This window comes from Paenibacillus sp. FSL W8-0426 (assembly GCF_037969725.1).
GTDB classification, from domain to species: Bacteria; Bacillota; Bacilli; order Paenibacillales; family Paenibacillaceae; genus Paenibacillus; species Paenibacillus hubeiensis.
Window position 1 is genome coordinate 278,549 of the sequence record NZ_CP150203.1, and the last position, 23,158, is coordinate 301,706.

At 53.9% G+C, this 23,158-nt stretch carries 18 protein-coding genes and 1 riboswitch; of the genes, 12 read left to right on the plus strand and 6 right to left on the minus strand.

Features of this window, described 5'->3' with window-relative positions; genetic code table 11:
- Positions 1-69: 69 nt before the first annotated feature.
- Positions 70-1,371 (minus strand): alpha-glucosidase/alpha-galactosidase, encoded by a 1,302-nt coding sequence (locus tag MKY59_RS01270; RefSeq protein WP_339275610.1) that lies wholly within the window; start codon positions 1,369-1,371, stop codon positions 70-72.
- Positions 1,372-1,593: 222 nt separating this feature from the next.
- On the opposite strand from MKY59_RS01270, the gene MKY59_RS01275 reads away from it, so the two are divergent.
- The 6 genes from MKY59_RS01275 to MKY59_RS01300 all read left to right on the plus strand — a co-directional run bounded on the left by MKY59_RS01275 (position 1,594) and on the right by MKY59_RS01300 (position 7,855).
- On the plus strand, positions 1,594-2,442 hold the full coding sequence (locus tag MKY59_RS01275) for an AraC family transcriptional regulator (RefSeq protein WP_339275611.1): 849 nt from the start codon (positions 1,594-1,596) through the stop codon (positions 2,440-2,442).
- Positions 2,443-2,513: 71 nt separating this feature from the next.
- Positions 2,514-2,705, plus strand: a riboswitch (cobalamin riboswitch).
- 113 nt (positions 2,706-2,818) lie between these two features.
- Positions 2,819-3,808, plus strand: coding sequence for a nickel ABC transporter permease (gene nikB, locus MKY59_RS01280; protein WP_339275613.1), 990 nt, complete (start codon positions 2,819-2,821; stop codon positions 3,806-3,808).
- Positions 3,805-4,641 (plus strand): nickel transporter permease, encoded by an 837-nt coding sequence (gene nikC, locus MKY59_RS01285; protein ID WP_236420309.1) that lies wholly within the window; start codon positions 3,805-3,807, stop codon positions 4,639-4,641. The genes nikB and nikC overlap by 4 nt, the downstream gene beginning before the upstream one ends.
- Positions 4,642-4,656: 15 nt before the next feature.
- Complete coding sequence (locus MKY59_RS01290) at positions 4,657-6,249, plus strand: ABC transporter substrate-binding protein (RefSeq protein WP_339275616.1); 1,593 nt, start codon at positions 4,657-4,659, stop codon at positions 6,247-6,249.
- Positions 6,246-7,037, plus strand: a complete 792-nt coding sequence (locus MKY59_RS01295) for an ABC transporter ATP-binding protein (RefSeq protein ID WP_236420307.1) — start codon at positions 6,246-6,248, stop codon at positions 7,035-7,037. Before MKY59_RS01290 ends, MKY59_RS01295 begins: the two co-directional genes overlap by 4 nt.
- Positions 7,034-7,855: a dipeptide/oligopeptide/nickel ABC transporter ATP-binding protein gene (locus MKY59_RS01300; RefSeq protein ID WP_339275618.1), complete on the plus strand. Its 822-nt coding sequence runs from the start codon at positions 7,034-7,036 to the stop codon at positions 7,853-7,855. Before MKY59_RS01295 ends, MKY59_RS01300 begins: the two co-directional genes overlap by 4 nt.
- Before the next feature lie 122 nt (positions 7,856-7,977).
- Here MKY59_RS01300 and MKY59_RS01305 read toward each other — a convergent pair whose 3' ends face one another.
- The 3 genes from MKY59_RS01305 to udk all read right to left on the minus strand — a co-directional run bounded on the left by MKY59_RS01305 (position 7,978) and on the right by udk (position 10,796).
- The gene (locus tag MKY59_RS01305) at positions 7,978-9,126 is read right to left on the minus strand and encodes a DUF4179 domain-containing protein (protein WP_339275619.1); all 1,149 of its coding nucleotides are present in this window, start codon (positions 9,124-9,126) and stop codon (positions 7,978-7,980) included.
- Positions 9,110-9,643 carry a sigma-70 family RNA polymerase sigma factor gene (locus MKY59_RS01310; RefSeq protein WP_236420304.1) on the minus strand — a complete coding sequence of 178 codons (534 nt, stop codon included), beginning with the start codon at positions 9,641-9,643 and terminating at the stop codon, positions 9,110-9,112. Before MKY59_RS01310 ends, MKY59_RS01305 begins: the two co-directional genes overlap by 17 nt.
- Positions 9,644-10,163: 520 nt before the next feature.
- A complete protein-coding gene (gene udk, locus MKY59_RS01315) occupies positions 10,164-10,796 on the minus strand; it encodes a uridine kinase (RefSeq protein WP_236420303.1) in 633 nt (210 codons plus the stop codon).
- 361 nt (positions 10,797-11,157) lie between these two features.
- On the opposite strand from udk, the gene MKY59_RS01320 reads away from it, so the two are divergent.
- The 5 genes from MKY59_RS01320 to MKY59_RS01340 all read left to right on the plus strand — a co-directional run bounded on the left by MKY59_RS01320 (position 11,158) and on the right by MKY59_RS01340 (position 17,269).
- Positions 11,158-12,006, plus strand: a complete 849-nt coding sequence (locus MKY59_RS01320) for a PRD domain-containing protein (RefSeq protein ID WP_339275621.1) — start codon at positions 11,158-11,160, stop codon at positions 12,004-12,006.
- Between the two features lie 119 nt (positions 12,007-12,125).
- A complete protein-coding gene (locus MKY59_RS01325; RefSeq protein ID WP_339275623.1) occupies positions 12,126-14,048 on the plus strand; it encodes a beta-glucoside-specific PTS transporter subunit IIABC in 1,923 nt (640 codons plus the stop codon).
- A gap of 93 nt (positions 14,049-14,141) precedes the next feature.
- The gene (locus MKY59_RS01330) at positions 14,142-15,599 is read left to right on the plus strand and encodes a family 1 glycosylhydrolase (protein WP_339275625.1); all 1,458 of its coding nucleotides are present in this window, start codon (positions 14,142-14,144) and stop codon (positions 15,597-15,599) included.
- 5 nt (positions 15,600-15,604) lie between these two features.
- Positions 15,605-16,555: a 2-keto-3-deoxygluconate permease gene (locus MKY59_RS01335; RefSeq protein WP_339275627.1), complete on the plus strand. Its 951-nt coding sequence runs from the start codon at positions 15,605-15,607 to the stop codon at positions 16,553-16,555.
- 243 nt (positions 16,556-16,798) lie between these two features.
- A complete protein-coding gene (locus tag MKY59_RS01340; RefSeq protein WP_236420298.1) occupies positions 16,799-17,269 on the plus strand; it encodes a hypothetical protein in 471 nt (156 codons plus the stop codon).
- 68 nt (positions 17,270-17,337) lie between these two features.
- On the opposite strand, the gene MKY59_RS01345 is transcribed toward MKY59_RS01340, so the two are convergent.
- Positions 17,338-20,349 (minus strand): DEAD/DEAH box helicase, encoded by a 3,012-nt coding sequence (locus MKY59_RS01345; RefSeq protein ID WP_339278300.1) that lies wholly within the window; start codon positions 20,347-20,349, stop codon positions 17,338-17,340.
- A gap of 5 nt (positions 20,350-20,354) precedes the next feature.
- Positions 20,355-22,118 carry a hypothetical protein gene (locus MKY59_RS01350; RefSeq protein ID WP_339275629.1) on the minus strand — a complete coding sequence of 588 codons (1,764 nt, stop codon included), beginning with the start codon at positions 22,116-22,118 and terminating at the stop codon, positions 20,355-20,357.
- Between the two features lie 140 nt (positions 22,119-22,258).
- On the opposite strand from MKY59_RS01350, the gene MKY59_RS01355 reads away from it, so the two are divergent.
- Positions 22,259-23,077 carry an endonuclease/exonuclease/phosphatase family protein gene (locus tag MKY59_RS01355; RefSeq protein WP_339275630.1) on the plus strand — a complete coding sequence of 273 codons (819 nt, stop codon included), beginning with the start codon at positions 22,259-22,261 and terminating at the stop codon, positions 23,075-23,077.
- Positions 23,078-23,158 lie beyond the last annotated feature (81 nt).

Sequence of the window (23,158 nt, forward strand, 5' to 3'; positions counted from 1 at the left end):
AAAAAAGAACAAACGCCATTCCCGGCACGATCCGAGAATGGCGTTTATCGCGTTACCACTATTGTAATGTTAAGACGTAAATTTCGGCAGCCAGTCGCCGTGAGCTTCGATCAAGTCGTCGCACAGGGAAACGATGTCGTCGATGGAAAGCTCGGCCGACGTATGCGGATCAAGCATCGCTGCATGGTAGATGTGATCCTTTTTGCCTGTGATGGCAGCTTCGATGGTGAGCAGTTGGGTGTTGATGTTGGTGCGGTTCAGCGCAGCCAGCTGCGGTGGCAGGTCGCCGATGTACGTCGGCGTGATGCCCGATCCGTCGACTAGACACGGTACCTCGACACAGGCTTCGCGCGGCAGGTTGGTGATGAGTCCGGTGTTCATGACATTGCCGCCGATTTTATAAGGACGGTTCGTCTCCATGGCCTCCATGATATGGGAGGCGTACTCCCGGCTGCGGGTATGCTCGATGTTTTCGCTGGCGAACAGCTTCTCGCGCATTTCTTTCCAGCCTTCGATCTGATTGACGCAGCGGCGCGGATATTCGTCCAGCGGAATGTTGAAGCGCTCGATCAGTTCGGGGTAATTCTTTTTGATGAAATACGGATGATACTCGGCATTGTGTTCGGAAGATTCAGTCACATAATAGCCGAAGCGATGCATCAACTCGAAGCGCACCATGTCGTCGTGCTTCTCCTGTTGTTTGATGCGGGCAAGGCGTTTGATTTCCGGATACAGATCCTGTCCGTCCCGCGTGACTTCAAGCAGCCAGGCCATATGGTTGATGCCCGCAATTTTGGCGACAACACCGGTCTGATCGATCCCGAGGGCGTCGAAGAGATGCGGTACGCACACTTGCACGCTGTGGCAGAGGCCGACCGTTTTCACGCCGCCATGCACGCTCATGACATTGGTCAGCACCGCCATCGGATTCGTGTAGTTCAGGAACCAGGCATCCGGGCAGACTTCCTGGATATCCCGGGCGAAATCCAGCATGACCGGAATGGTCCGCAAGTTGCGGAAAATGCCGCCGATGCCGAGCGTATCCGCAATCGTCTGGCGCAGGCCGTATTTTTTCGGAATTTCGAAGTCGGTGATCGTGCACGGATCGTATCCGCCCACCTGGATGGCATTAATGACGTATTTGGCTCCGCGCAGCGCTTCCTTGCGATCGGAATAGGTTTGCACCTTGCAGCCGCTGCCAAGCGAACGTGCCATGCTGACCAGCAGCCGTTCGGAATCGCGCAGCCGCTCGGCATCGATATCGAACAGTGCCAGTTCAAAATCTTGCAGCGCTTCGGTCATCATGACGTCGCCGAGGACGTTTTTTACAAACACGGTGCTTCCCGCACCGAGAAAAGTAATTTTGTTCATTTCAGGCTCAGCCTCCCTGGTGGATTGGTGTACCTCCACTATAGGGCGATTTGGCACGTTTCACTATGGCGCAACCTCACGTAAACATGGCATAATCCCATTTTTGCATTCGTTTACATTGCGATATGGCCCGGTTTGCCTGTTATAATTTTGATAAAACTCGAAGAAGTGAGTCGTGGGTGCAAACGTTGGCGGCTCTCCAAACAGAAGGAAGGGACAGACGTGAGCAGAATCGAAATGAATGTGGTGCCGATGGATTGGACGCAGATGGAACTGGTCATGCTTTTTTTCGGGTGGGAGGCCTGTGAGCCTTTGCATTACTGGGGGCCGGGCGTCCGTGACAGCTACATTATCCATTACGTTCACAAGGGACGCGGCAAGGTGCTGATGAACGATCGGCAGCATATGTTAACCAAGGGACAAGGTTTTCTCATTCTCCCCGACACGATCGTGCATTATGAAGCCGACGAGGCGGACCCATGGACGTATTCGTGGTTTGGCTTCAAAGGCGTGCAGGCCAAAGCGTTCATGCAGCGCGCGCAGTTGAATTCCGATCATCCGGTGTTTCGGGCAAGGAACGAGGCGGCGCTGGACGGATTGTATCAGGAAATGGTTCAGGTGTCCGGCCGCTCGGGCGCGGACGTGTTTACTCAAAGCTTGTTGTATCGCCTCATAGCCGAGCTGATTGCTTCTTCACCGGAAGAGGAGGGCAAGCGGCAGCCTTCTTCTACCAAAGAAGAGTACATACGACAGGCGGTGAGATACATGGAGAACCGATATAGCCAAAAAACGAGCGTTCTCGACATCGCGCAGGCCGTAGGACTGGATCGCACGTACCTGTCGGGGCTGTTTAAGGAAAAGTACGGCAAGCCGCTGCAATCTTTTTTTCTGGAATACCGGATGAATCGCGCCGCCGAGCTGCTGCAGAGTCCGATGCTGTCCATTAGCGAGGTGGCACATTCGGTGGGATATACGGACCCGCTATTGTTCTCCAAAATGTTCAAAAAGGTCACCGGCATGTCTCCGAAGGGAGCCAGAACCAAGTCCACTGAAACGAGTGATGCACGATAGAATAAGTCCCTTAAATTTGAAGAAAAAGCTATGATCTTGCCTACCTGCCAGTTATACTGGAACACATACCAATCGAATAGATGGAACTGGGTGCTGTACCCGATCGGGTACAAGCTTAATAGGGAAGCCGGTGAAATGCCGGCGCGGTCCCGCCACTGTAACAGGGGAATCAGGCAGCGATAAGCCACTGGCCATAGCCGGGAAGGCGCTGCAACGATGTTGATCCTGAAGCCAGGAGACCTGCCCGGTTTGACAACACAGCAACAGCCTACGGGAGATAGGAAGGTGTTTTGAATTAGCGCGATTTTTGTATGGGAATCGGTTTATTTGAGGCGTCCTTATCCGGGAATATACGGGAGAGGGATGCCTTTTTTGCATGGCAGAGATCGGGTTTGCTGTGAATCGAAGCAGAGAGGACGGCTGGCTTTTGGGCAAATACATCGGTAAAAGAATACTTCAGCTGGCAGCCGTTCTGTTCGGCATCACCTTCCTGACCTTTCTCCTGACCTACCTGTCGCCGGGAGACCCGGCCAGGCTGATGCTCATGGCTACGGGCGTGACGCCATCCGAGGAGCTGGTTGAGCAGGTGCGGGCAGAATTGGGACTGGACAAGCCCTTTTGGGTGAGGTACGGCCTATGGCTTGGACAAGTCGGGACAGGAGATTTCGGTACGTCGTACAAATACGGACGGCCCGTGTTCGACGTGCTGATGTCACGTTTGCCGGCCACGCTGCGTTTGACAGGCGGTGCCATGCTTCTTGTGGTCGTTGTTTCGTTTCCGCTCGGCATCCTGTCGGCCATCCATAGAAATAAAGTGCTGGATCTCATCATTCGCCTGTTCTCCTTCGCAGGGTTGTCCATGCCAAGCTTCTGGCTGGGCATGCTGCTTATGCTCTGGTTCGGCGTGCATCTGAAGCTGTTTCCCGTCACGGGCAGCTCGGGTCTGCATAGTCTCGTATTGCCTGCATTAACGCTGGCACTGCCTTTGATCGCTCAGTACAGCAGGCAAATCCGCGCCGTCATTCTGGAGGAACATTCCCAGAACTACGTAGACGGAGCCAGAGCCAGAGGCATGAAGGAAGGAACAATCATGATCCGGCATATTCTTCCGAACGCGATGCTTCCAGTCATCACGCTAATGGGCATGTCTACCGGGGCTCTGCTCGGCGGGGCCGCAATCATAGAGAGCTTGTTCGTGTGGCCGGGCGTGGGCCAGATGGCGGTGGAAGCGATCTTTTCACGGGATTATCCGCTCATTCAGGGTTATGTGATCTGGATGGCTACGATGTATGTCGTGTTGAATCTGTTGGTCGATGTATGGACCCATCTGCGAGACCCGCGGATCCGATTGGATGTGGATGTATGATGAGGACATTCCGGCTTACGTTGTCGCAGCATCGTTGGTTCGCCGTGGTGCTCGCGTTGACGGCGTGTTGGATCGTGCTCGCCATGATCGCCCCCCTGTTTGCGCCGCATGATCCGCTGGCCACCAACTTTGGCATGGTGCTGCAACCCGCCAGCCCCGAGTATCCGCTCGGGACCGACCAATTGGGACGATGCATTCTGTCCCGTATCCTGTATGGGGCACGCACGTCGCTGCTGCTGACCTTCATGATGATCGGCATCGTGTTCGGGATCGGCGTAGGCATCGGCATCATTGCCGGTTATGCGCGCGGCATCGTGGATTCGCTGTTGATGCGGCTGGCCGATACGATGATGGCTTTTCCCGGAATCATTTTCGCCATCGCCGTCGTCGGCATGTTGGGTCCGGGTCTGCTTCATACGGTCATCGCGCTGTCGGTGGTCTGGTGGGCCAAATATGCGCGCATGGCGAGAAGTTTGGTCATATCGCTGCGACAAAAGGAATATGTCGCCGCCGCCGCTTTCAGCGGGGCGCGTCGTACCCGAATCGTTTGGGGCACCGTTCTGCCGAACATGCTGTCACCGTTAATCGTGATGGCCATGATGGATGTGGGCGGCATGATGCTCTCCATATCCGGCTTGTCCTTCCTGGGGCTTGGAGCGCAGCCGCCGGAACCGGAGTGGGGAGCCATGCTGAACGAAGGCCGGAGATACCTGCAGACGGCCCCATGGCTATTGCTGTATCCGGGCCTGGCGATATTTTGTACGGTCATGATTTTTAATTTGTTGGGCGACAGCCTCAGGGATGTGCTGGACCCTCGAAAAAACGCAGCTTGACTGGAGGATATAGAAGTGAAAACAACCCGTTTAAAAGCAGTACTGCTTACGTTCGCGTCATTTTTTATTGTATTTGCCCTCACGGCATGCGGAAGTACCAATTCATCCAGCAGGACTGGTACCGGTGGGAAAGAAACAAGCTCGGCAACGAGTGCATCCGCTGTGCCGTCGCATTTGAACGTGGCTCTGTTCTGGCTCGGCACCAATCTGGACCCGGCGGTGGAATGGAACGGCTGGACGCTGACACGTGCGGCGATCGGCGAGACGTTGGTCCAGTTTGACGAGAACATGCAGCTTGTGCCCAAAATCGCCGAATCGTGGGAACAAGTCGATGACACCACATGGAAGTTCCAGATTCGCGATGGCGTTACGTTCCATAATGGCAACAAAGTCACGGCAGATGCTGTGAAAAAATCGATTGAGCGTGCCTTGGAGCTGAACGAAAGAGGGCTGTCCACACTGCCGATCGAATCCATGAAGGCGGAAGGGCAAGATTTGACGATCCAAACGACGGAACCTTACGCTTCCCTGCTCGGAAACATTGCGGAACCGCTGTTTGTCATCGTGGACACCAGCGCAGATACATCGAAATTCGAGAGCCAGCCGGTTGCAACGGGTCCGTTCATGGTAACCTCGTATACCCCGGATCAAGAAATTCAGGTGAAAAAGTATGACGGGTATTGGGACGGTGCTCCCGAAACGGATACGATCACGTTCAAATACATTAAGGATGACAGCACGCGAGCACTGGCCTTGCAGTCGGGCGAAATCGACGTGGCGAGCAACGTTGGGCGCAGCAGCCTCTCTTTGTTCGAGGACAAGGGCCAGTATGCCATCGACGAAATTCCAAGCTTGCGCACGCAGTTTGTCTGGTTCAATACAACGCATAAGCTGCTTGAGAATGCCAACGTTCGCCGTGCCATCTCGTATGGCATCGACCGCGAAATGTATGCCGGTACGCTGATCGGCGGCCAGGCGGCAAAAGGACCGTTTACTTCCGCGCTCCCGTTCGGATACGACAAACTCAAAGGGTACGACTATGAACCGGAACAGGCCAAGCAGCTGCTGGACGAAGCGGGATTCAAGGACACGGATGGCGACGGCATTCGGGAGAAGGACGGCCAGAAGCTGAAGCTTCAGATGATCCTCAACTCTGCGTACGAGTCGGATGCGACCGTTGCGGCTGCGATGCAGTCCCAGCTCAAGGAGATCGGAGTAAACCTGGAGCTGGCCTCTTACGAGGATTTGACCGACCATCAGAGGAGCGGTAACTACGATCTGGCGCTGACCAGCATTAATACGGGCATTACGGGCGACCCCCAGTACATCCTCGATTTCTATTTCAAAACGGGGGCGGAATGGAACGTTGGCGGATACAGCAATCCGAAGCTGGACGAAATCATCGACCGCCTGCATTCCGAGTTCGACGTCGAAAAAAGATATGAACTGGCCGCAGAGGCGCAGCAAATCATTCTGGACGATGCCGCTTATATGTTCATTACGTATACGCCGATCAACATTGTCAGCAAAAATACCGTTCAGGGTGCAACCATGTATCCGATCGACTTTTATTTGCTGGATCGCAACATCAAGGTGGAGCAGCAATGACCCCGTTGCTTCAGGTACATGATCTGCATGTGGCTTACGGGAAGGAACAAGCTGCGTTGAAGCACCTTTCATTCGAAATGCATGCCGGCGAAGTGCTGGGCATCGTCGGCGAGAGCGGCAGCGGGAAATCGACGCTGCTGCGGGCTCTGCTCGGCATGCTGCCCAGCAGAGGGACATATGCGGGAGGCGACATCTTGTTTCAGGGCCAATCCGTGATCGGCCTTGCCCCAAAAGACTGGAGCAGGATTCGCGGCAAAAGGATCGCCATGGTATTTCAGGACAGCGGGTCCCACCTGAATCCGATCCGCAAAATTGGCAGCCAATACGAGGAAGCGATCCGCACGCATATAAAAGTAACGCGCAAATCGGCCCAGCGTATGGCCGTGGATACGTTGTCCGGCATGGGACTGGCTGACCCTGAGCGCGTCATGAAGTCTTATCCAAACCAACTTAGCGGGGGCATGAAGCAACGGGTGGCCATTGCCATGGCCGTGACGATGGAGCCGGAGCTGCTGCTTGCGGACGAACCGACCAGCGCGCTCGACGTATCGACCCAAGCCGAGGTGATGAAGCGGCTGCGCGAACTCAGCGACCATAGAGGAACCGGTGTCATCCTGGTTACCCATAACATTGCCGTTGCAGCGCACATGGCCGACCGAATCGGTGTCATGCAGAGCGGAGAGATGGTTGAATACGGGCGGACCGCCGACATCATCACGTCGCCGCAGGCTCCGTACACCCGCAAACTGCTGAACGCCGTGCCCGAATTGGAGGAACATAGAGGATGAGTGGTCATGAAGCGCCTATTTTGGAACTTACGGAACTGAACAAATGCTACGCAGCGCCTGGACATGGTTCCGTGCAGGCACTATGCAACGTTAATCTGCAATTATATCCGGGCGAATGTCTGGGGATCGTAGGCGAAAGCGGCAGCGGAAAAAGCACGTTGGCCAGGTGTATCACACATTTGGAGAAAGTGACGTCCGGACAAATGTTTTATCGGGGGAAGGATATAACGCAGCTCAAAGGAGAACCATTGCGACAGCTGTATAAACAGGTTCAGATGGTCTTTCAGGAACCTTCGTCCATCTTCAATCCGCGGACGAGCATCGGCAAATTCGTGCGGGAGCCTCTCCTGAATTACAAAATGATGCGCCGTGCCGAGGCGGAAACGGCCGTGCTGCGCCTGCTTGAGCGCGTCGGTTTGCCCGCTGAAGCAGCGGATAAGTATCCGCATGAGCTAAGCGGGGGCGAGCAGCAGCGGGCGGTCATAGCCCGGGCGATCGGCGTGCAGCCGGACATCATTCTGTTCGATGAAGCTACTTCCGCTTTGGACGCCCCGATCCAGCAGCAAATGTTGGACCTGCTCGTCCAGCTCCGCCGGGAAACCGGCGTATCCTGCATGTTCATTTCGCATGACCTTGCCGTAGTGCAGAAAGTAAGCGACAGGGTTGCGGTAATGAACAAGGGCGAGATCGTGGAAGTGTTGGAGAGCGCTAAGTTAACCACGGCTGCACGGCATCCGTATACCCGTAGTCTGATGGCATCCGTTTTGTCCGTCAGGAAAATCAGGAATGAAATAAGGGGAAACAAAGAAGTCATATAAAAAACCAAGACTTCCCGAGTGATGTTCTGCCCGGGGAGTCTTGGTTTTTGTTTTGCCGGTTATAACCCGTTTCATCTGTTTCAGGAGGTTAATCTGCAGGCGATGACTGCTTTGAGGCCAAATTAGTGCTGGCTCGCAGGTGTGGGGAGCTGGATGGTCATCTCCATGCCCTCGATGAATTGGCGTTCTTTCACTTTTTCGTTGAAGTCATCTTCAATGATGAACGGCCGTACGACGAGGTAACGGGTACCCCCGGGAGTTGTGCCATACAAGCGATCGCTGTCCAGCCGGTTATCGGTATACAACCCTTCGCCGCTCAAGGCGGGAAGCTGTCGCCCCTGATCGTCAAATAGGGCAATGCCTACCTTCCTGAGTTTTTCCTCTTCCTTAAGAGTCAAGCTCTTCTTGCCATTCACCAGAATGGACGTGGAGATACGGGTCGTAATCGGCGTGATGTGGATGTTCGATACGGAAGCGGTAAACTGATCGTTGGAGGCGTGGGCCGCATCCGGCTTGAAATCGACAATGTCTTCCGTTGACTTGGTGAAAGGAACGTCCAGTTTGAATTCATGGTCGATACCCTCCAAGGAAATCGAGACTTCTGCGTTAAAGTGGTCGGGCAGAGAGGCACCCTGGCCTGCTTTTTCGAACACATTTTCGAAGACGAGTACGTCAGGCTCAGTCTCTCCTGCAGAGGAGTAGAACAAACCGCCTGTTTGTTGGTAGCCATCGACTTCAAAAAAGACATTGCTGATTCCGCTGCTTAAAGGAATGATATCTTCGCCGGTATCGTACTTCCCATCCTTGAGATTGGGAGCGTTGACCCGTACCAAAAAGGCTGCGCGCGTTCCGTCATACACCGTTTCGAAGACATCCAGCTTGACATCCTGATAAGAAACGGTGCTGTTTGTTTGGGATACCAGCCCGTCTTTTCCAGCTTGTTGCAGTCCGATATCTGCCTGAATGGTGCTGAACAGGCTGCCGACCAAAGGGATTTTTTTGATCGAGTCGGCCATGGCCGGCGATACAAAACCTGAAGCAAATACGGTAACGGCAGCTAAACTGCTGGCCATGGCAATGAACCCTGCGCGGCGCAGCCGGGAGCGTTTCCGGGCACGCGGCTGCGTCTCAATCTCCGGTTGAGTATGTGCATGCGCTGCCGGCAATGAAGCAAGGGTCTCATCGATGCGGCTGCGGACGAGCTCCGATATTTCCGGTTTATTCTCGCCTGTCTCACGTAGTAATTGTTCAATATTAGATGGTTTCAACATTTAATTTTCCCTCCCGAAACAATTTGAATTTACGGTACAACTCATTTCTGGCACGCTGCAGGCGCATTTTAACCGCGCTTTCGGAAATGTTCAGCGTATCCGCGATCTGCTTGGTGGTAAGGTCTTCAAAGTAATGAAGCACAACGACGATCCGCTTTTGTTCATCGAGCCGGTCAACGGCTTCTCTCAAATCCACATGATCGTAATCATGACCGTGATCGGGATTCTCGGGAACTTCTGCATACGATATGGATCGTGATCGACGGGACAATAGGGTGTTGCATTCGTTGATGAGGATGCGGAAGATCCATGTTTTGAAATATTTCGGCTCCCGAAGCGTATGCATGGCCTTGTAAGCCTTCAGTATCGTTTCCTGGACCGCGTCGGCGACATCCTCTTCTTGGCGAAGCATGCTTTTGGCGGTGTTGTACAATGAATGTTCCATATGTCTGATAAGGCTGACGAACGCCTCTCGATTTCCTTGGATGGCTTGTGGAACAAGTTGGGCCCAATCCACAGCGATCACTCCTTTCTGAATGAGCGTGCTATATAAACCGCACTAATCCATCACACAAGGCCACTGCGAGTGCAGTACCATCTTCCGATCGCTGTTATCCCCGGATTTTTTGACTCCCCTTTTTCAAGGGAAAATCCGGTGAACAGCCTATGCTTTCGAAGCAGCTTTCTTTCAGAAAGCTCTTAGACCGCTCCGCTTCTTCAGATTGGTTCTGCCTCTCCGTTAACGTGTGTATGTTTTTTTGCGATTTATATATATTTTTTTAATTTTGATACATTAGTTAGACCTGCGTGAGGCATGACACGGTCACAATTATTTTGGTGTACATGAAATATGGACGCTAATTCAGGGGCGAAACCCTGATGGAAACACAAATTGGAGAGTGGCATGGAGGTAAGGAAAGACACCGCTAGAGCAGCGTGAAGGAGAGGTATACACAAAAAAACGGATACGCAAAGTGCGTACCCGGTAAATCTTTGGACAAGTATAGTTGGATGGATCCATTCGATCCGGCCAATCCTTATGCCATATTCCAATTTTCGCCGTTCAGGTATTTCTCGGTGAGAATGGACAGCATCTGAATGCCGACTTCGTTGTGCCCGCCTTCGGGAATGATGATGTCCGCATACTTTTTGGATGGCTCGATAAATGCGTCATGCATCGGTTTGACCGTTTCGAGGTACTGTTTGTACACCGATTGGATCGTGCGCCCGCGTTCCTCGATGTCTCGGAGCACTCTGCGCAAAATCCGCACATCGGAATCGGTATCGACGAATACTTTGATATCCATCAGGCTGCGAAGCTGCTCGTCGATCAACACATGCAGACCTTCCACGATGACGATGTGGTTGGGCTCCAGCTCTACCGTTTCATCGGCGGAGCGATTGTCCAAGGTGAAGTCGTACACCGGCGCGTAAGCCGTCTGTCCGTTTTTCAAAAGGGTAAGATGTTCGATCAACAGATCATTGTCAAAAGCGAAGGGATGATCGTAATTGGTCAATCTGCGCTGCTCGGGCGTGAGGTGGGACTGGTCTTTGTAATAATTGTCCTGGGAGATAAACGTCACTTTGCCTGACCCCAGACGTTGAATGACGGAGCGGGCCACCGTCGTTTTGCCGGAACCGGTCCCTCCGGCGATACCTATAATAAGCATGGTCGTTCCATTAACCTCCTAAAAGTGGCTGCTTTGTCGTTTTGTATATGGAATTGAAGGCCGACTGATTCATAGCCTCTCAGTGAATGCACAATTCTTTTATTGTATCACAGTGCAGCGCATTTTTCATCTGAGCGGAGGGCGCCAGATTTGGGGAATTGCTCGCCCGAGAGTAAACCGACTAGTGCCGGGGCACCATATTCCTGATAATGGATGGTTGACAATTCCGCGCTGCGAACTATAATAAAGTTATATTCCTAACACGGACTGTTACTGGGCGAACCAGGCATGACCGAATTCGATTGCATAACCTGTAATCGCTTTCGGTCATTTTTTATTTTTTGCAGGGGGGTGAGCGTGCATGAAGGTGATCAAGAAAGTGAACAACAACGTGGCGATTGCCATTAATGACAAAAACGAAGAAGTGTTTGTGGTTGGCAAGGGAGTAGGTTTTCTGAAGACGCCATATGAGTTGACCGAAACAGATATGGTAGAAAAAATTTTCGTAGCTCCCAAAAACATCCGCATGTACGACTTGTTGAACAGCATTCCGATCGAGGATATTTACCTCGCGGAGGAAGTCATTAAGCTGGGCAGCGACATTTTGGGCAAAACGTTCAATCCCAATCTGCTGCTCACCCTGTCCGACCATATCAGTTTCGCCCTGGTTCGTACCCGTGAAGGCGTCTCCATCAAAAATCCGCTGGAATGGGAAGTGCGCACCCTGTACCCGGATGAGACCCGTGTAGGAGAAGCAGCAGTCCGATTGATTGAAGAAAAATCGGGGGTCAAGCTCCCGGCAGCCGAAACCACCTTGATCGCTTTGCATTTCGTGAATGCCCAGGTAGGTTCGGGCGAAATGAGCGATACGACCAAAATCATGACCGTGACCGGCGAGATTTTGTCCATCATCAAATACGCACTGAAAATCGACTTTCAGGAGGAGTCCATTCATTTCATGCGTTTTGCCACCCATATTCGCTACTTCATCATGCGGCAGATGAGCGGCAAGTCGCTGAAAGATGAGAATGAATCCTTGTACGAGATGGTGAAGGAGAAATTTCCGCGTGAACTGCAGTGCGTGGAGAAGATTGCGGCGTTTCTGCACAACAATTACGGCTGGACCTGTACCAATGACGAGAAATTGTATCTCATTCTTCATATCCAAAGGCTGATCTCCAATGACCAGCCCAATCCATTCGACAACTGAATGTAACCATATGGACTGTTACTGATTCGATCAGGCATGACCAAGCATAGGGGAATGACGATTCCCTGGCTTGGTCATTTTTTTTGAAATCTTCTACTACTTTGTTAAGGAGAATGGTCATGAACAACAAGGAATTGGCCCAAAACGTGCTGGAACTCGTCGGCGGCGAGCGTAACATTTCCTCTTTGACGCATTGCGCCACGCGGCTCAGATTTGTATTGAAAGAAGACGGAAAGGCAGACCTGAAGGCGCTGGACAGCCTCGAAGGCGTACTGAAAGCGCAAAATGCCGGAGGGCAGGTTCAAGTGGTCGTGGGGAACAAGGTTGACGCCGTTTACGGCGAGATTCGCAATCTTACCTCCGGCAATCTGCAAACGGAAGAAGGGGAAGCGGCACCGAAAAAGAAACAAAATCCGATCAATGCGGTGCTTGAAACGATCGCGGGTATCTTTACGCCCGTGCTTCCGGCCTTGATCGGCTGCGGTATGATCAAGTGCGTGGCTACCGTTATGGCGGCCCTTGGATGGTTTGAGGGCTCCGGCTTCCTGTCGATCATCAACATGATCGGCGACCTGATCTTCTATTTCCTGCCGTTCTTCCTGGCCGTAAGTGCGGCCCACAAATTCAAAACCAATCCGTATCTGGCCGTGGCGCTTGCCGCAGGCCTGATGCACCCGGTCATTCTTGATGCGGCGGCCAAAATTGCCGATACCGGTGTGAAAACCATTGATTTTCTCGGTATGCCGATCCTGCTCATGAAGTATTCTTCGTCTGTCATTCCCATTATTCTAGGCGTATGGATCATGAGTTACGTGTACCCGGTTGTCGACAAAGTCATTCCCAAGTTTTTGCGAGTCCTGCTGACGCCGATGATTGTGTTGTTCATCATGATCCCGCTCGAATTGATCGTGCTTGGGCCGATCGGTTCTTATATCGGTACCTGGTTGACGGATGGCATCAACTATCTGTACGCAACGGCTGGCGTGCTGGCAGGTGCGATTCTCGGGTTCTTTAAACCAATCATGGTTATGTTCGGCATGCACTATGCGATCATGCCGATTCAAATTCAACAGGTGGCAAGTCTGGGTTCTACCGTTTTGCTGCCGGCAGCGCTCGCAGGGAATCTTGCCCAAGCGGGTGCCGCATTCGCCGTGTTTGTGCTTACGAAAAACAAAACGATGAAATCAGCATCGGGCTCTGCCGGGTTTACCGCCTTGTTCGGCATTACCGAACCGGCGATCTACGGGGTCAATCTCCGTTATAAACGACCGTTCTTCGCAGGTTGCGCTGCAGCGGGAATCGTGAGCGGTTTCTACAGTATTGTGCATGCCAGTGCTAACGCGATTGCCCTGCCAGGTGTGCTGGCATTGGGGACGTACACGGCCGACAGTTACGTTTATGTCGTCATCGGCTCCATTGCGGCCGTTGTTCTTGGTTTCGTGTTTACGCTGCTGGCAGGCATCAAGGAAGATGCAGACGGGAAGACCGCTGCACGCAAAGAAAAAAATGCAGCTTCCGCGACAACGAGCGCGGTGGCGAACGAATCGCTTGCGGATTCTTCCGTCTCCGCAGCTTCGGCTGCATCCGACATGCTGATCGTGAGCCCGATGACGGGCGAGGTCAAGCCGTTGTCCGAGGTCGAGGACCAGGCATTTGCACAGGAGTTAATGGGCAAAGGCATCGCCATCGTGCCGACCGAAGGCAAAGTATATGCTCCGTTTGACGGGGTTGTTGAAGCGTTGTACAGAACCAAACATGCCATCGGGCTCAAAGCAGCGAACGGCGTAGAAATTTTGATTCATATCGGCGTGGATACGGTGAGCCTGAAAGGCAAACATTTCACATCCCATGTGGAGCAAGGGCAATCCATGCAGGCGGGCGACCTGCTGGTGGAATTCGATCCGGAAGGCATCAAAGCCGATGGATACAATACGATTACGTCCATCGTCGTGACCAACATGCAGCAATTCGGCGACGTGCTCACGGCGTCGGACAGCGGTTCGATCAAGGAAAGCGAAGCGCTGCTCAAATTGATTCCGTAATCGTAATCCAACCACAATCGTGGCGGATGCGTTGGGCCAATGGGAGCGCGGCTCCTTTTTGCCCCTTTTATCACACTCAAGGAGGAAAACAACATGACACAATCTTTATTCCCGGAAGGATTTTTATGGGGAGGCGCACTTTCGGCATGTCAGGCAGAGGGAGCTTACAACGTGGATGGCAAAAGCCTGACCATTCCCGAAGTGATGAAGTTCAATGCCAACAATGACCGCAAAGTTACCAAACAGATGAAAATTAACCGCGAGATGATCGAAGAGGCCAAAAACGACCCGGATACCGTTAAATATCCGAAACGCCGCGGCATCGACTTTTATCATACATTCCGCGAGGATATTGCCCTTTTTGCCGAAATGGGCTTCAAAGTGTTCCGTTATTCCATTGCATGGGCGCGTGTATTCCCTGGCGGAGATGATGCAGCACCAAACGAAAAGGCTTTGCAATTCTATGATCAAGTCATCGACGAGTGCCTGAAACATGGCATGGAACCGCTGATTACGATCAGCCATTTCGACATGCCGATCGTGCTGATCGACAAATTCGGCGGCTGGTATAACCGCAAGCTGGTGGACTTGTACCTCAACTACTGCGAAGTGTTGTTCAATCGTTACAAGGGGAAAGTGAAATACTGGGTAACGTTCAACGAAATCAACATGAGCGTGAAGGCCGGCGCCAAAACGCTCGGCATTATCGAATACGACAAACCGAATTACGAGGAAATGCTGTTCCAAGGGCTGCACCATCAGTTCGTGGCGGCGTCCAGAGCAACCAAACGGGCACACGAGATCGACCCGAATAACAAAATCGGCAGTATGGTGGCTTATTTCACGACCTACCCTTACACGTGCAAACCGGAGGACGCGCTCCAGATGCAAAAGGATGACCAAATGAAAAACCAGTTCTTCCTTGACGTGCTGAACCTGGGCGAATACCCGTATTTCGCCAAGACGTACTTCAAGGAAAAAGGAATCGAGCTGCAGATGGAGGATGGCGATCTGGATAGCATCCGCGCGTATACGGCCGACTTCGTGGGCATGTCCTACTACAACTCCATGATTTCCAGCAGCGACACGGAACAGTTGGAATTGACGGCAGGCAACGTGCACAGCGTGTACAAAAACCCGCATTTGCCCGAAAACGAGTGGGGCTGGCAAATCGACCCTGTGGGTCTCCGTTATACGTTGAACCTGGTATATGATCGCTACCACAAACCGGTATTCATTTTGGAGAACAGCTCCGGTTTCTACGACAAAGTGAATGAAGACGGCACGGTAAACGACCCTTACCGCATCGATTTCTTAAGCAAACATATCGAACAGATGGGCCTGGCCATTCAGGACGGCGTGGAAGTGATCGGGTATACGATGTGGGGACCGATTGACATGATCAGTTCTTCGACGTCGGAGATGAGCAAACGTTACGGTTTCATCTATGTCGATCAGGATGACTACGGCAACGGTACGATGAAGAGAACCCGCAAAGACTCCTTCTATTGGTATCAGAACGTGATCCGGACGAACGGAGCCGAGCTATAGACGCAATGAACATTCTGGGATCGGTTAAAAAAATTCCCGGCGGCCTGCTCATCGTGCCCATGATGCTGGCAGCCGTCGTCAACACGGTGTTTCCGCAGTTCTTTCAGATGGGTGACCCGACAACGGCGCTATTCACCTCGAAAGGAACGATGGTGCTCATCGGCATGATTCTGCTCGTATCGGGCACGCAATTGAACTTGCGGAAGCTCCCTGTCACGCTGAAGCGGGCAGGGGTGCACTGTCTGGCCAGAGTGCTGATCGCCTGGCTGTTCGGCTGGACATTCGTGCAATGGTTCGGCGTGGAGGGCTTTGCCGGCATTTCCGCCGTTGCGTTCATCGCCGTGTTGACCAGCTGCAATCCGGGCCTTTACCTGGCCTTGATGAATTCCTATGGAGACGATGTGGACCAGGCAGCATTCGGCATTTTGAACCTGATCGCCGTTCCGGTTATTCCGGTCATGATCCTGAATTCGGCCAGCGGCGTGGGGATCGATTACTTGAGCGTGCTGGCCACGCTGGTTCCTTTCCTGATCGGCATCCTGCTGGGCAATCTTGATGGCAATATCCAGAAGATGTTTGCTCCGGGAACGGTCATTTTGCTGCCGTTCTTGGGGACAAGCTTCGGGTCAAACATCGACCTGGGCGTTGCTTTCCGTTCGAGTCTGTCCGGGCTGCTGGTAACGCTGCTGTTATTCATCCTTTGTTTACTGCCGCTGATCATGATTGACCGTGCTTTGTTAAAGCGCCCGGGGTATGCGGCAGCAGCCACCTGCTCGGTCGCCGGATTGTCCATGGTGGTGCCTGCCATGGCCGCCGGATTTAATCCGGCTTATGCTCCGTATGTTGAATCGGCTATTGCGCAGATCGCTTTTGCGGTTATCCTGACATCCATCACCGTACCTTATATCGTGAAACGGCTGGCCGGAAAGGGAGCATCGACGGAAACGGCACATTAACCCAATAAACATGAGCATCCATTGCGGTCCATTGCCTTGCCCAGATGTGGGAGAGGAACGGTCCGCTTTTGGTTTGGTTGGACAGGGTGAGTGGGGGCAAACTGCCGCATTTAGAGCCTGGAGTATCAAATGTGTCTCATTTTTGCGATTATGGGTTGAAGGTTGTAGGACCTTTGATATAATGGCGTCGAAAGATGTCTCTTTTTGTATAGTCGTCTTTCGAAATTGGGGGAGGTGTTTTCGGTGAAAAAAACGGGCAAGTTCATTACGTCCACCGTGATCGCCACGGTAGCAGCCGTATCCATCGGTTCTGCCGTGTCGGCGCAAAGCAGTACATATGTGGGATCGTCCATCCCATCCGTGACTGGCATCGATTTGCAAAGCATGGATTTGGAGACGGCGCTGATGATGGTCCAAACCCAGCGTGCCGCATTGTTGGAACAACAGCTTAAATCGCAATTGGACGCGGTGCAGCAGCGCAACCAGCAGATTGCGCAATTGAATGAACAATTGCAGCAAGCTCAACTGCGCGGGGACCAAGCTGCGGTCCAAGCGATCAAGAGCCAGATCGATGCACTGGGCAGCTCGCAGCAAATGGACATGCTTCGCCTGCAGTCGTTGAGCAACAAGCGCAACGAGGCATTTGACGTCATGACCAATTTCATCAAAAAAATGCAGGATTCCAGATCGTCCATTATCGGCAACATGCGATAAGACAGGGAAGAGCGGGTAAGCAAAGAGCGAAGGCGGAGTTTTGACTCCAGCCTTCGCTCTTTTTTAGGTCAAGACCAATCCCGCCGACGGGTGAACAAGTCCTGCAATTCATCGGTCGACAGCTCGGTAATCCAGTTTTCGGAGCTTGTAATGATGTTGTCGCTAAGCTGCTGTTTGCTTTCCAGCATTTCGTCGATGCGCTCCTCGAGCGTGCCAAGCGAGATGAACTTGTGTACCTGAACGTCCTTGGTCTGGCCCATGCGATAGGCGCGGTCGGTGGCCTGGTTCTCGACGGCCGGGTTCCACCAGCGGTCGAAATGGAACACATGGTTGGCCGCCGTCAGGTTAAGGCCGACTCCGCCTGCCTTGATCGACAGGATGAAAACGGAAGGCTGCTGGTCCGCCGGCAGCGTCCGGGATTGGAATTGTTCGATCATGCGATCGCGCGCTTTTTTGGACGTGCCGCCGTGCAGGTAGAGCACGGGTTCCTGCAGTTCTTGCCGCAACACCCTCTGGAGCATTTCGCCCATGCCGATATATTGCGTGAAAATCAGGCAGCGCTCACCTTCCTCCCGCAGCTCCCGCACAAGCTCCATCAGCCGTTCCAGCTTGGCCGAGCGGCTGATCAGCATAGCCATGTCCTGCGGGCTGTACGTGTCGTACTCCGAGTCGGCTTCGCCTGCGGACAGCGCCTCGGGAGGCGGTTCTTTCGTAACCAGCAGCGGATGGTCGCAGAGCTGCTTGAGCTGGGTCAGGGCGGACAGGATCGCGCCTTTGCGCTTGATGCCCTCCAGCTCTTTCATTTTGTCCATCAATTCCTTGACGGATTGGTCATAGAGGGCGCTTTGTTCGCCGGTAAGATGGATATAGGTTTTCATTTCGTTTTTGTCAGGCAGATCGAGCTGGATGTTCGGGTCCTTTTTTTTGCGGCGAAGCATGAACGGTTTCACCAGCTGCTGCAGGTCCTGCATGCGGTCCTCGTCTTTATCCTTCTCGATCGCGCTGATAAAGCGGTTCTGGAACGCTCTGGCGCTGCCCAAATACCCGGGGTTGATGAAATCGTAGATCGACCACAGCTCGGCGAGCCTGTTCTCGATCGGCGTACCTGTCAGCGCAATGCGATGTTTGGCGGGAAAGCTGCGTACGGCGAGAGACTGTTTCGTCTGCGCGTTTTTGATATTCTGCGCTTCGTCCAGGCAAATGGAAGCCCAGGTATAAGACTGCAGCATTTCCTGATCCAGCGTTGCGGTGGCATAGGACGTGATGACGATATCCACTTGCTCCGTCTGGGCCCGGAATTCGTCTCCGCTGCTTCTGCGCGCCCCATAATGAAGCAGGACGTTCACGGACGGGGCAAAACGGCTGATCTCCTTCTGCCAGTTGCCCAGCACGGAGGTGGGACAGACGAGCAGGGCAGGCGCCTGTCCTGCGGAACGTGGTTCGTTTTCCTTCAGATGCAGAAGGTACGTAATGAACTGAATCGTCTTCCCAAGCCCCATGTCGTCGGCGAGACAGGTCCCAAGCCCGAATCGGCGCAGGAAGCCCAGCCAAGAGAAGCCTTCCTTCTGGTAGGAACGAAGCTCGGCGTGCAATCCGGCCGGCACCGGCAGCGAAGGAGCGCCACCCTGACCGCCGCCAAGCTGGGCAATGATGCGGTTCAAGTGTTCGTTCAGTTCCACTTCCAGATGGACGCGATCCGGCGATTCTTCAGGTTCTTCTTCCTGCTGTCCTTCACGCTGCTTGAGCTTGCGATATTCGCGCTGCTCGTTATGCAGCAGATGCAGATGCAGGATGTCCTGGAACGACAATCCCTGCTTTCGGTCCACGCCTTCCATCGCCCGCCGGATCTGTTCCAGGAGGGCGGGATCGAGCGGTACCCATTCACCGCGGAAGCGGACAAGCCGCTCGTTGCGCGCGACCAGATCGGCGAATTCCTCTTCGCTCAGGTCCGTATCGCCGATCGCAATGCGCCAGTCGAAATGAATGATGGAGTCCAGTCCAAAAAAAGACTGACCGCGTTCTTTGCCTTCTTCTTCCTTGACTTTGGCGCGAAGACGCGGCTTTTTCTTGCGGGCGGCTTCCCACCACCCCGGCAGCAGCACTTGCCAGCCCGCTTCGAGCAATCGGCCGCTCTCCACCGTCAGGAACTGCCAAGCCTCCTGGTCGCTCAGCGGTTCGCTCAACACGTCGCGGCTGCCACGTTCCGAGCGGTGGACGCGCGTTAATTGGCCGCGCAGCTGATCCAGCCAACCGGCGGAACGATCCAGGATGAAGGCCTCCCATAGCTGCGGCCATTCTCCTTCGGCGCGGCCTTGCGAGTCCAGCCTGATCGGCAGCAGCACGGAGGCGTCCAGCTTGTCCTGCAATACGAGCCGCAGCCGCCAGGCGGGGGAGTCGTCATCCGGCTCCAGCAATTGCAGCAGCGGACGGAACGGTGCCGCGTCCGCTTTCCAGCCGATGGAGACAAGCCATGCCTGTGCATCCAGGCCGGGCGCAACCTTCGGCAAGGCGCCGCCTTGAGGGAAGAGCTGCGGAAATTCGCGCCGCAGGTCGGTCGCGGTTTCCTCCGTGCCGTAGCAGTGCTGGAAAACGGAGGCGGAATATGCGGCGGCAAGGCCTTCGCCGAAGCTTTCGTCCGTTTCCTCCAGCGCTTTGGCGAGAGCGGAGCGATCCTGCGCTTTGAGGCTGGCACCATCCCAAGACCATTGCAGCCGCCCCGAGCGAAAAGCGTCGAAGCTGGGCACGAATTTGCGGTCTTCGATGGTTGCTGCCAGAACCGGGGCCAGCCTGATGAGGTGAGCGGCCTGTTCGTCCCACTGCCATTCGATGTGCAGCAGGGTGTGCATGTCGGCAAAGAACGGAATGACTTCTTCGGCGGGAAGCACGACCAGCTCAATCTCTTCGATCTGCCGGGTTTCGAGTTCGGTACCGTAGAACGAAGGGGCGTGCCAGGCAAATAAACGCTGTTTGAGCGTTTGTCCGGGCACGAATTGGTAGGTGTTCGACGCCCCGTAGAACAGGGCGTCCCCGTAACCTGTCAGAGCAACATGGACAACGATGGTTTCGGTATATGGATGAATGGCGCTCATGAGATCAATTTCCCTTTCCGAAGCTCTTCCTGCAAGGCCCGCAGCCGGCTGTTGCGAACAGCGAGTGAAGTAATGAACGCTTCCCAGCGTTCTTCCTGCTTCAATTTTTTATACAATTTGGCCAGCCGCTTGAGCAGTTTGACCGCTGCTTTGTATCCGTCCCGGTTGCGCTGCTCGATATGGCGCTCGGCAGCCTGGTGGTAGAAGGGCAGCAGCAGCTCCGGCGCCTCCTTCTCGATCGGTTCCAGCATAGCGACCCGGAAATCGAGCGGCTCAGCGCCTGTGCTTAATTGAAAGTCGATCCATCTGCGCCATTGCCCACGCTGATGCATCGCTTCTTCATAGGCCGGACGGGAATGGGGAAGCATACCGACCAAGGTATCCCACATCCGGTTTTCCTCTTCCGGCAGATGTCGAAGCGTGTCGTCCCATAGCTGCATGTATGCCTGCAGCGAATCGTTGCGGCGGCCGACCAGAAGCGGCCCAAGCTCGCCGAGCCATGCGGCTAGACGTTCCCAGCGGGAATCATTTGCGAGTACATGCAGAAAATGCATCAAATGCTCCGGCGGCATACCGAATGCGGAGTGTCCGCGACCCAGCAGCTGCCAAGCCCGTTCATCCCGTTCCAGGTGAAACAGGATCCATCCCTGCGCCAGAGCAAGAGGGAGGGATCCTGCAGCGCCTGTCTTGGCACGTTGTTCAGACCCCGAACCGTTTGCACCTCCGGGCCGAGCTCCGCCTGCCGGCGTTGAGGCACGTTGATTTTCCTGTTCTACGGCCACGAGGGTACGTAGTTCGGATTCAAGCATGGATACCCGCTTGTCCGACAGGGGAACGATCCAGTTCAACCAGAGCTGCCGATAGATCGGCGTGAAAAACAATAGGGTTTGCGTTTCGGACAACATCTGGCTGCGCAGGTATTGAACCGTCTCTTCCACCCGGCCCCAGATTCGTTCCCGCTCCGCTTCGCTTTGATTGGACAGCTCAAGCGGTCGGTTCAACTCGTTTTCCGCGTTCTGCAGCAGGGCATCGGCAGCCATTTGTGCGGCAACATTCAAATAGATGGGCATACTTGGAATTGAACCGCGTTCCGGCACGCAAAAACGCAGCAGATGCAAGTGTGCGTGCAGTGCGAACAACTGGTCCATTCCGGGGGATAACTTGGGCTTGATCGCGTAGAGCTCGTCTTGGGCTTCCTGCACGTAGGATATGCTGGGCGTTCCCGTGCCAAGCCGGACCAAACATTTGGCGAACAGGTCATGCCATGTATCGATGTGCAGCTCCGCCAGCGATGCGGCTTCTTCCTTCAGTTTCATATAGCCGTAATCGGGAGGCGTCTCCGTCCGGGGAATCACCGTGTGTCCGGCTCTTCCGCTGCTTGCCTTGCCAACCGGTTTGGAGGGATTGCGTTTCAAAACCGTGCTTGTATGCGCATTGGCTATGGCCTGAACGGGGCGGCCAAGCTGTTCGGCCCAACTCATCATGATTGCAGCGATGTGCCTGCAGCCCGAAGCTGCCGGACAGGTACATTGACTTTCCGATAACGCGTAGGGGTTCAGCGTGGCTTCTTCGTGTTCGTCCGAACCTTGAACGGTGGCCGAGACGTTGCCTTGTTCGCTATAATGCAACGCAGCGACGCGTTTTTGTTTATAATATTGGAAGCCGCGCATGAGGGTCAGGCTGTCATACTGGTCGGCCACCTGGGCGATCAGCTGCTGCCACTGCGCGTCAGTCATGTTCATGTCATTCGATATGTTCATCATTCCATCTCCTGGCTACGTCATGCTCTATAACCATCATATCAGTTATGGACTGCCTCGTGCATGAATTCTGCGAATAGTTTCCGTTTCGATGCAGCGCCGACGACATGCAGCCAGAATATAACTACGGGAGCGAGCTTATGAAACTGTTAACGTTAAACGCCCACGCATGGGTAGAAGAAGACCAGATGAACAAAATCGGCGGACTGGCCCGGTTCATTAACGAAAACCGGTTCGATATCGTCGCCTTGCAGGAGGTTAACCAAACCGCGCAGGAGCAGCCGCTATCAGCAGAGGAGCTGGACCGCTATGTTGTTGCCGAACCCGGTACGGTCATTAAAAAGGATAATTACGCCCACGTCCTGCTTGGGCAGCTGGATACGCCCTACTATTGGACATGGATTCCGACCCATGCCAGCTTCGGCAAATTTGATGAAGGACTGGCCATTTTGAGCCGGACGCCGATCAAGGCGGCGTTTGGAGAGTATGCTTCGCATCTTCAGGATTACTACAATTACCGGACTCGCAAAATCGTTGGGGTGCAAACGGTCGTTGAAGGACAGGCAACCTGGTTTGTGAACGGTCACTTCAATTGGTGGAACGACGAGCTGGAGCCGTTTAAAGAGCAGTGGGATCTCACCGAGGAAAAGCTGGCCCCTTACAAAGAACAGCCGTTATACATTATGGGCGATTTCAACAATGTGGCGGAGGTTCGTGGCCAGGGTTACGATTACATGGTGGAAAAGGGCTGGAATGACCTGTACGCGACAGCCCTCAGCAAAGATGAGGGAGCAACAGTAGTCAAAGCCATTGCCGGTTGGTCGGACAACAGCCGTCCTCTGCGCATTGATTACATTTGGTCCGCGCATCCGGTTCAGGCCCAATCTTCAACGGTTGTGCTGAACGGAACGAACGGTCCGGTTGTATCGGATCATTATGGCGTGGCGGTGGAGATTTAGAATCGCTCAAAGGTTCGTGTGGATAGGCCCAACAAAGGCCGCCCGTCGTAGTTTTCTTCGAAATCTACGGCAGGGCGGCCT

Coding starts and splice junctions, on each gene's coding strand:
- MKY59_RS01270 (WP_339275610.1), bottom strand. CDS start 1,371: ATGAACAAAATTACTTTTCTCGGTGCGGGAAGCACCGTGTTTGTAAAA.
- nikB (WP_339275613.1), top strand. CDS start 2,819: ATGGCAGAGATCGGGTTTGCTGTGAATCGAAGCAGAGAGGACGGCTGG.
- nikC (WP_236420309.1), top strand. CDS start 3,805: ATGATGAGGACATTCCGGCTTACGTTGTCGCAGCATCGTTGGTTCGCC.
- MKY59_RS01295 (WP_236420307.1), top strand. CDS start 6,246: ATGACCCCGTTGCTTCAGGTACATGATCTGCATGTGGCTTACGGGAAG.
- MKY59_RS01300 (WP_339275618.1), top strand. CDS start 7,034: ATGAGTGGTCATGAAGCGCCTATTTTGGAACTTACGGAACTGAACAAA.
- MKY59_RS01305 (WP_339275619.1), bottom strand. CDS start 9,126: ATGTTGAAACCATCTAATATTGAACAATTACTACGTGAGACAGGCGAG.
- udk (WP_236420303.1), bottom strand. CDS start 10,796: ATGCTTATTATAGGTATCGCCGGAGGGACCGGTTCCGGCAAAACGACG.
- MKY59_RS01320 (WP_339275621.1), top strand. CDS start 11,158: ATGAAGGTGATCAAGAAAGTGAACAACAACGTGGCGATTGCCATTAAT.
- MKY59_RS01325 (WP_339275623.1), top strand. CDS start 12,126: ATGAACAACAAGGAATTGGCCCAAAACGTGCTGGAACTCGTCGGCGGC.
- MKY59_RS01330 (WP_339275625.1), top strand. CDS start 14,142: ATGACACAATCTTTATTCCCGGAAGGATTTTTATGGGGAGGCGCACTT.
- MKY59_RS01335 (WP_339275627.1), top strand. CDS start 15,605: ATGAACATTCTGGGATCGGTTAAAAAAATTCCCGGCGGCCTGCTCATC.
- MKY59_RS01350 (WP_339275629.1), bottom strand. CDS start 22,118: ATGAACATATCGAATGACATGAACATGACTGACGCGCAGTGGCAGCAG.
- MKY59_RS01355 (WP_339275630.1), top strand. CDS start 22,259: ATGAAACTGTTAACGTTAAACGCCCACGCATGGGTAGAAGAAGACCAG.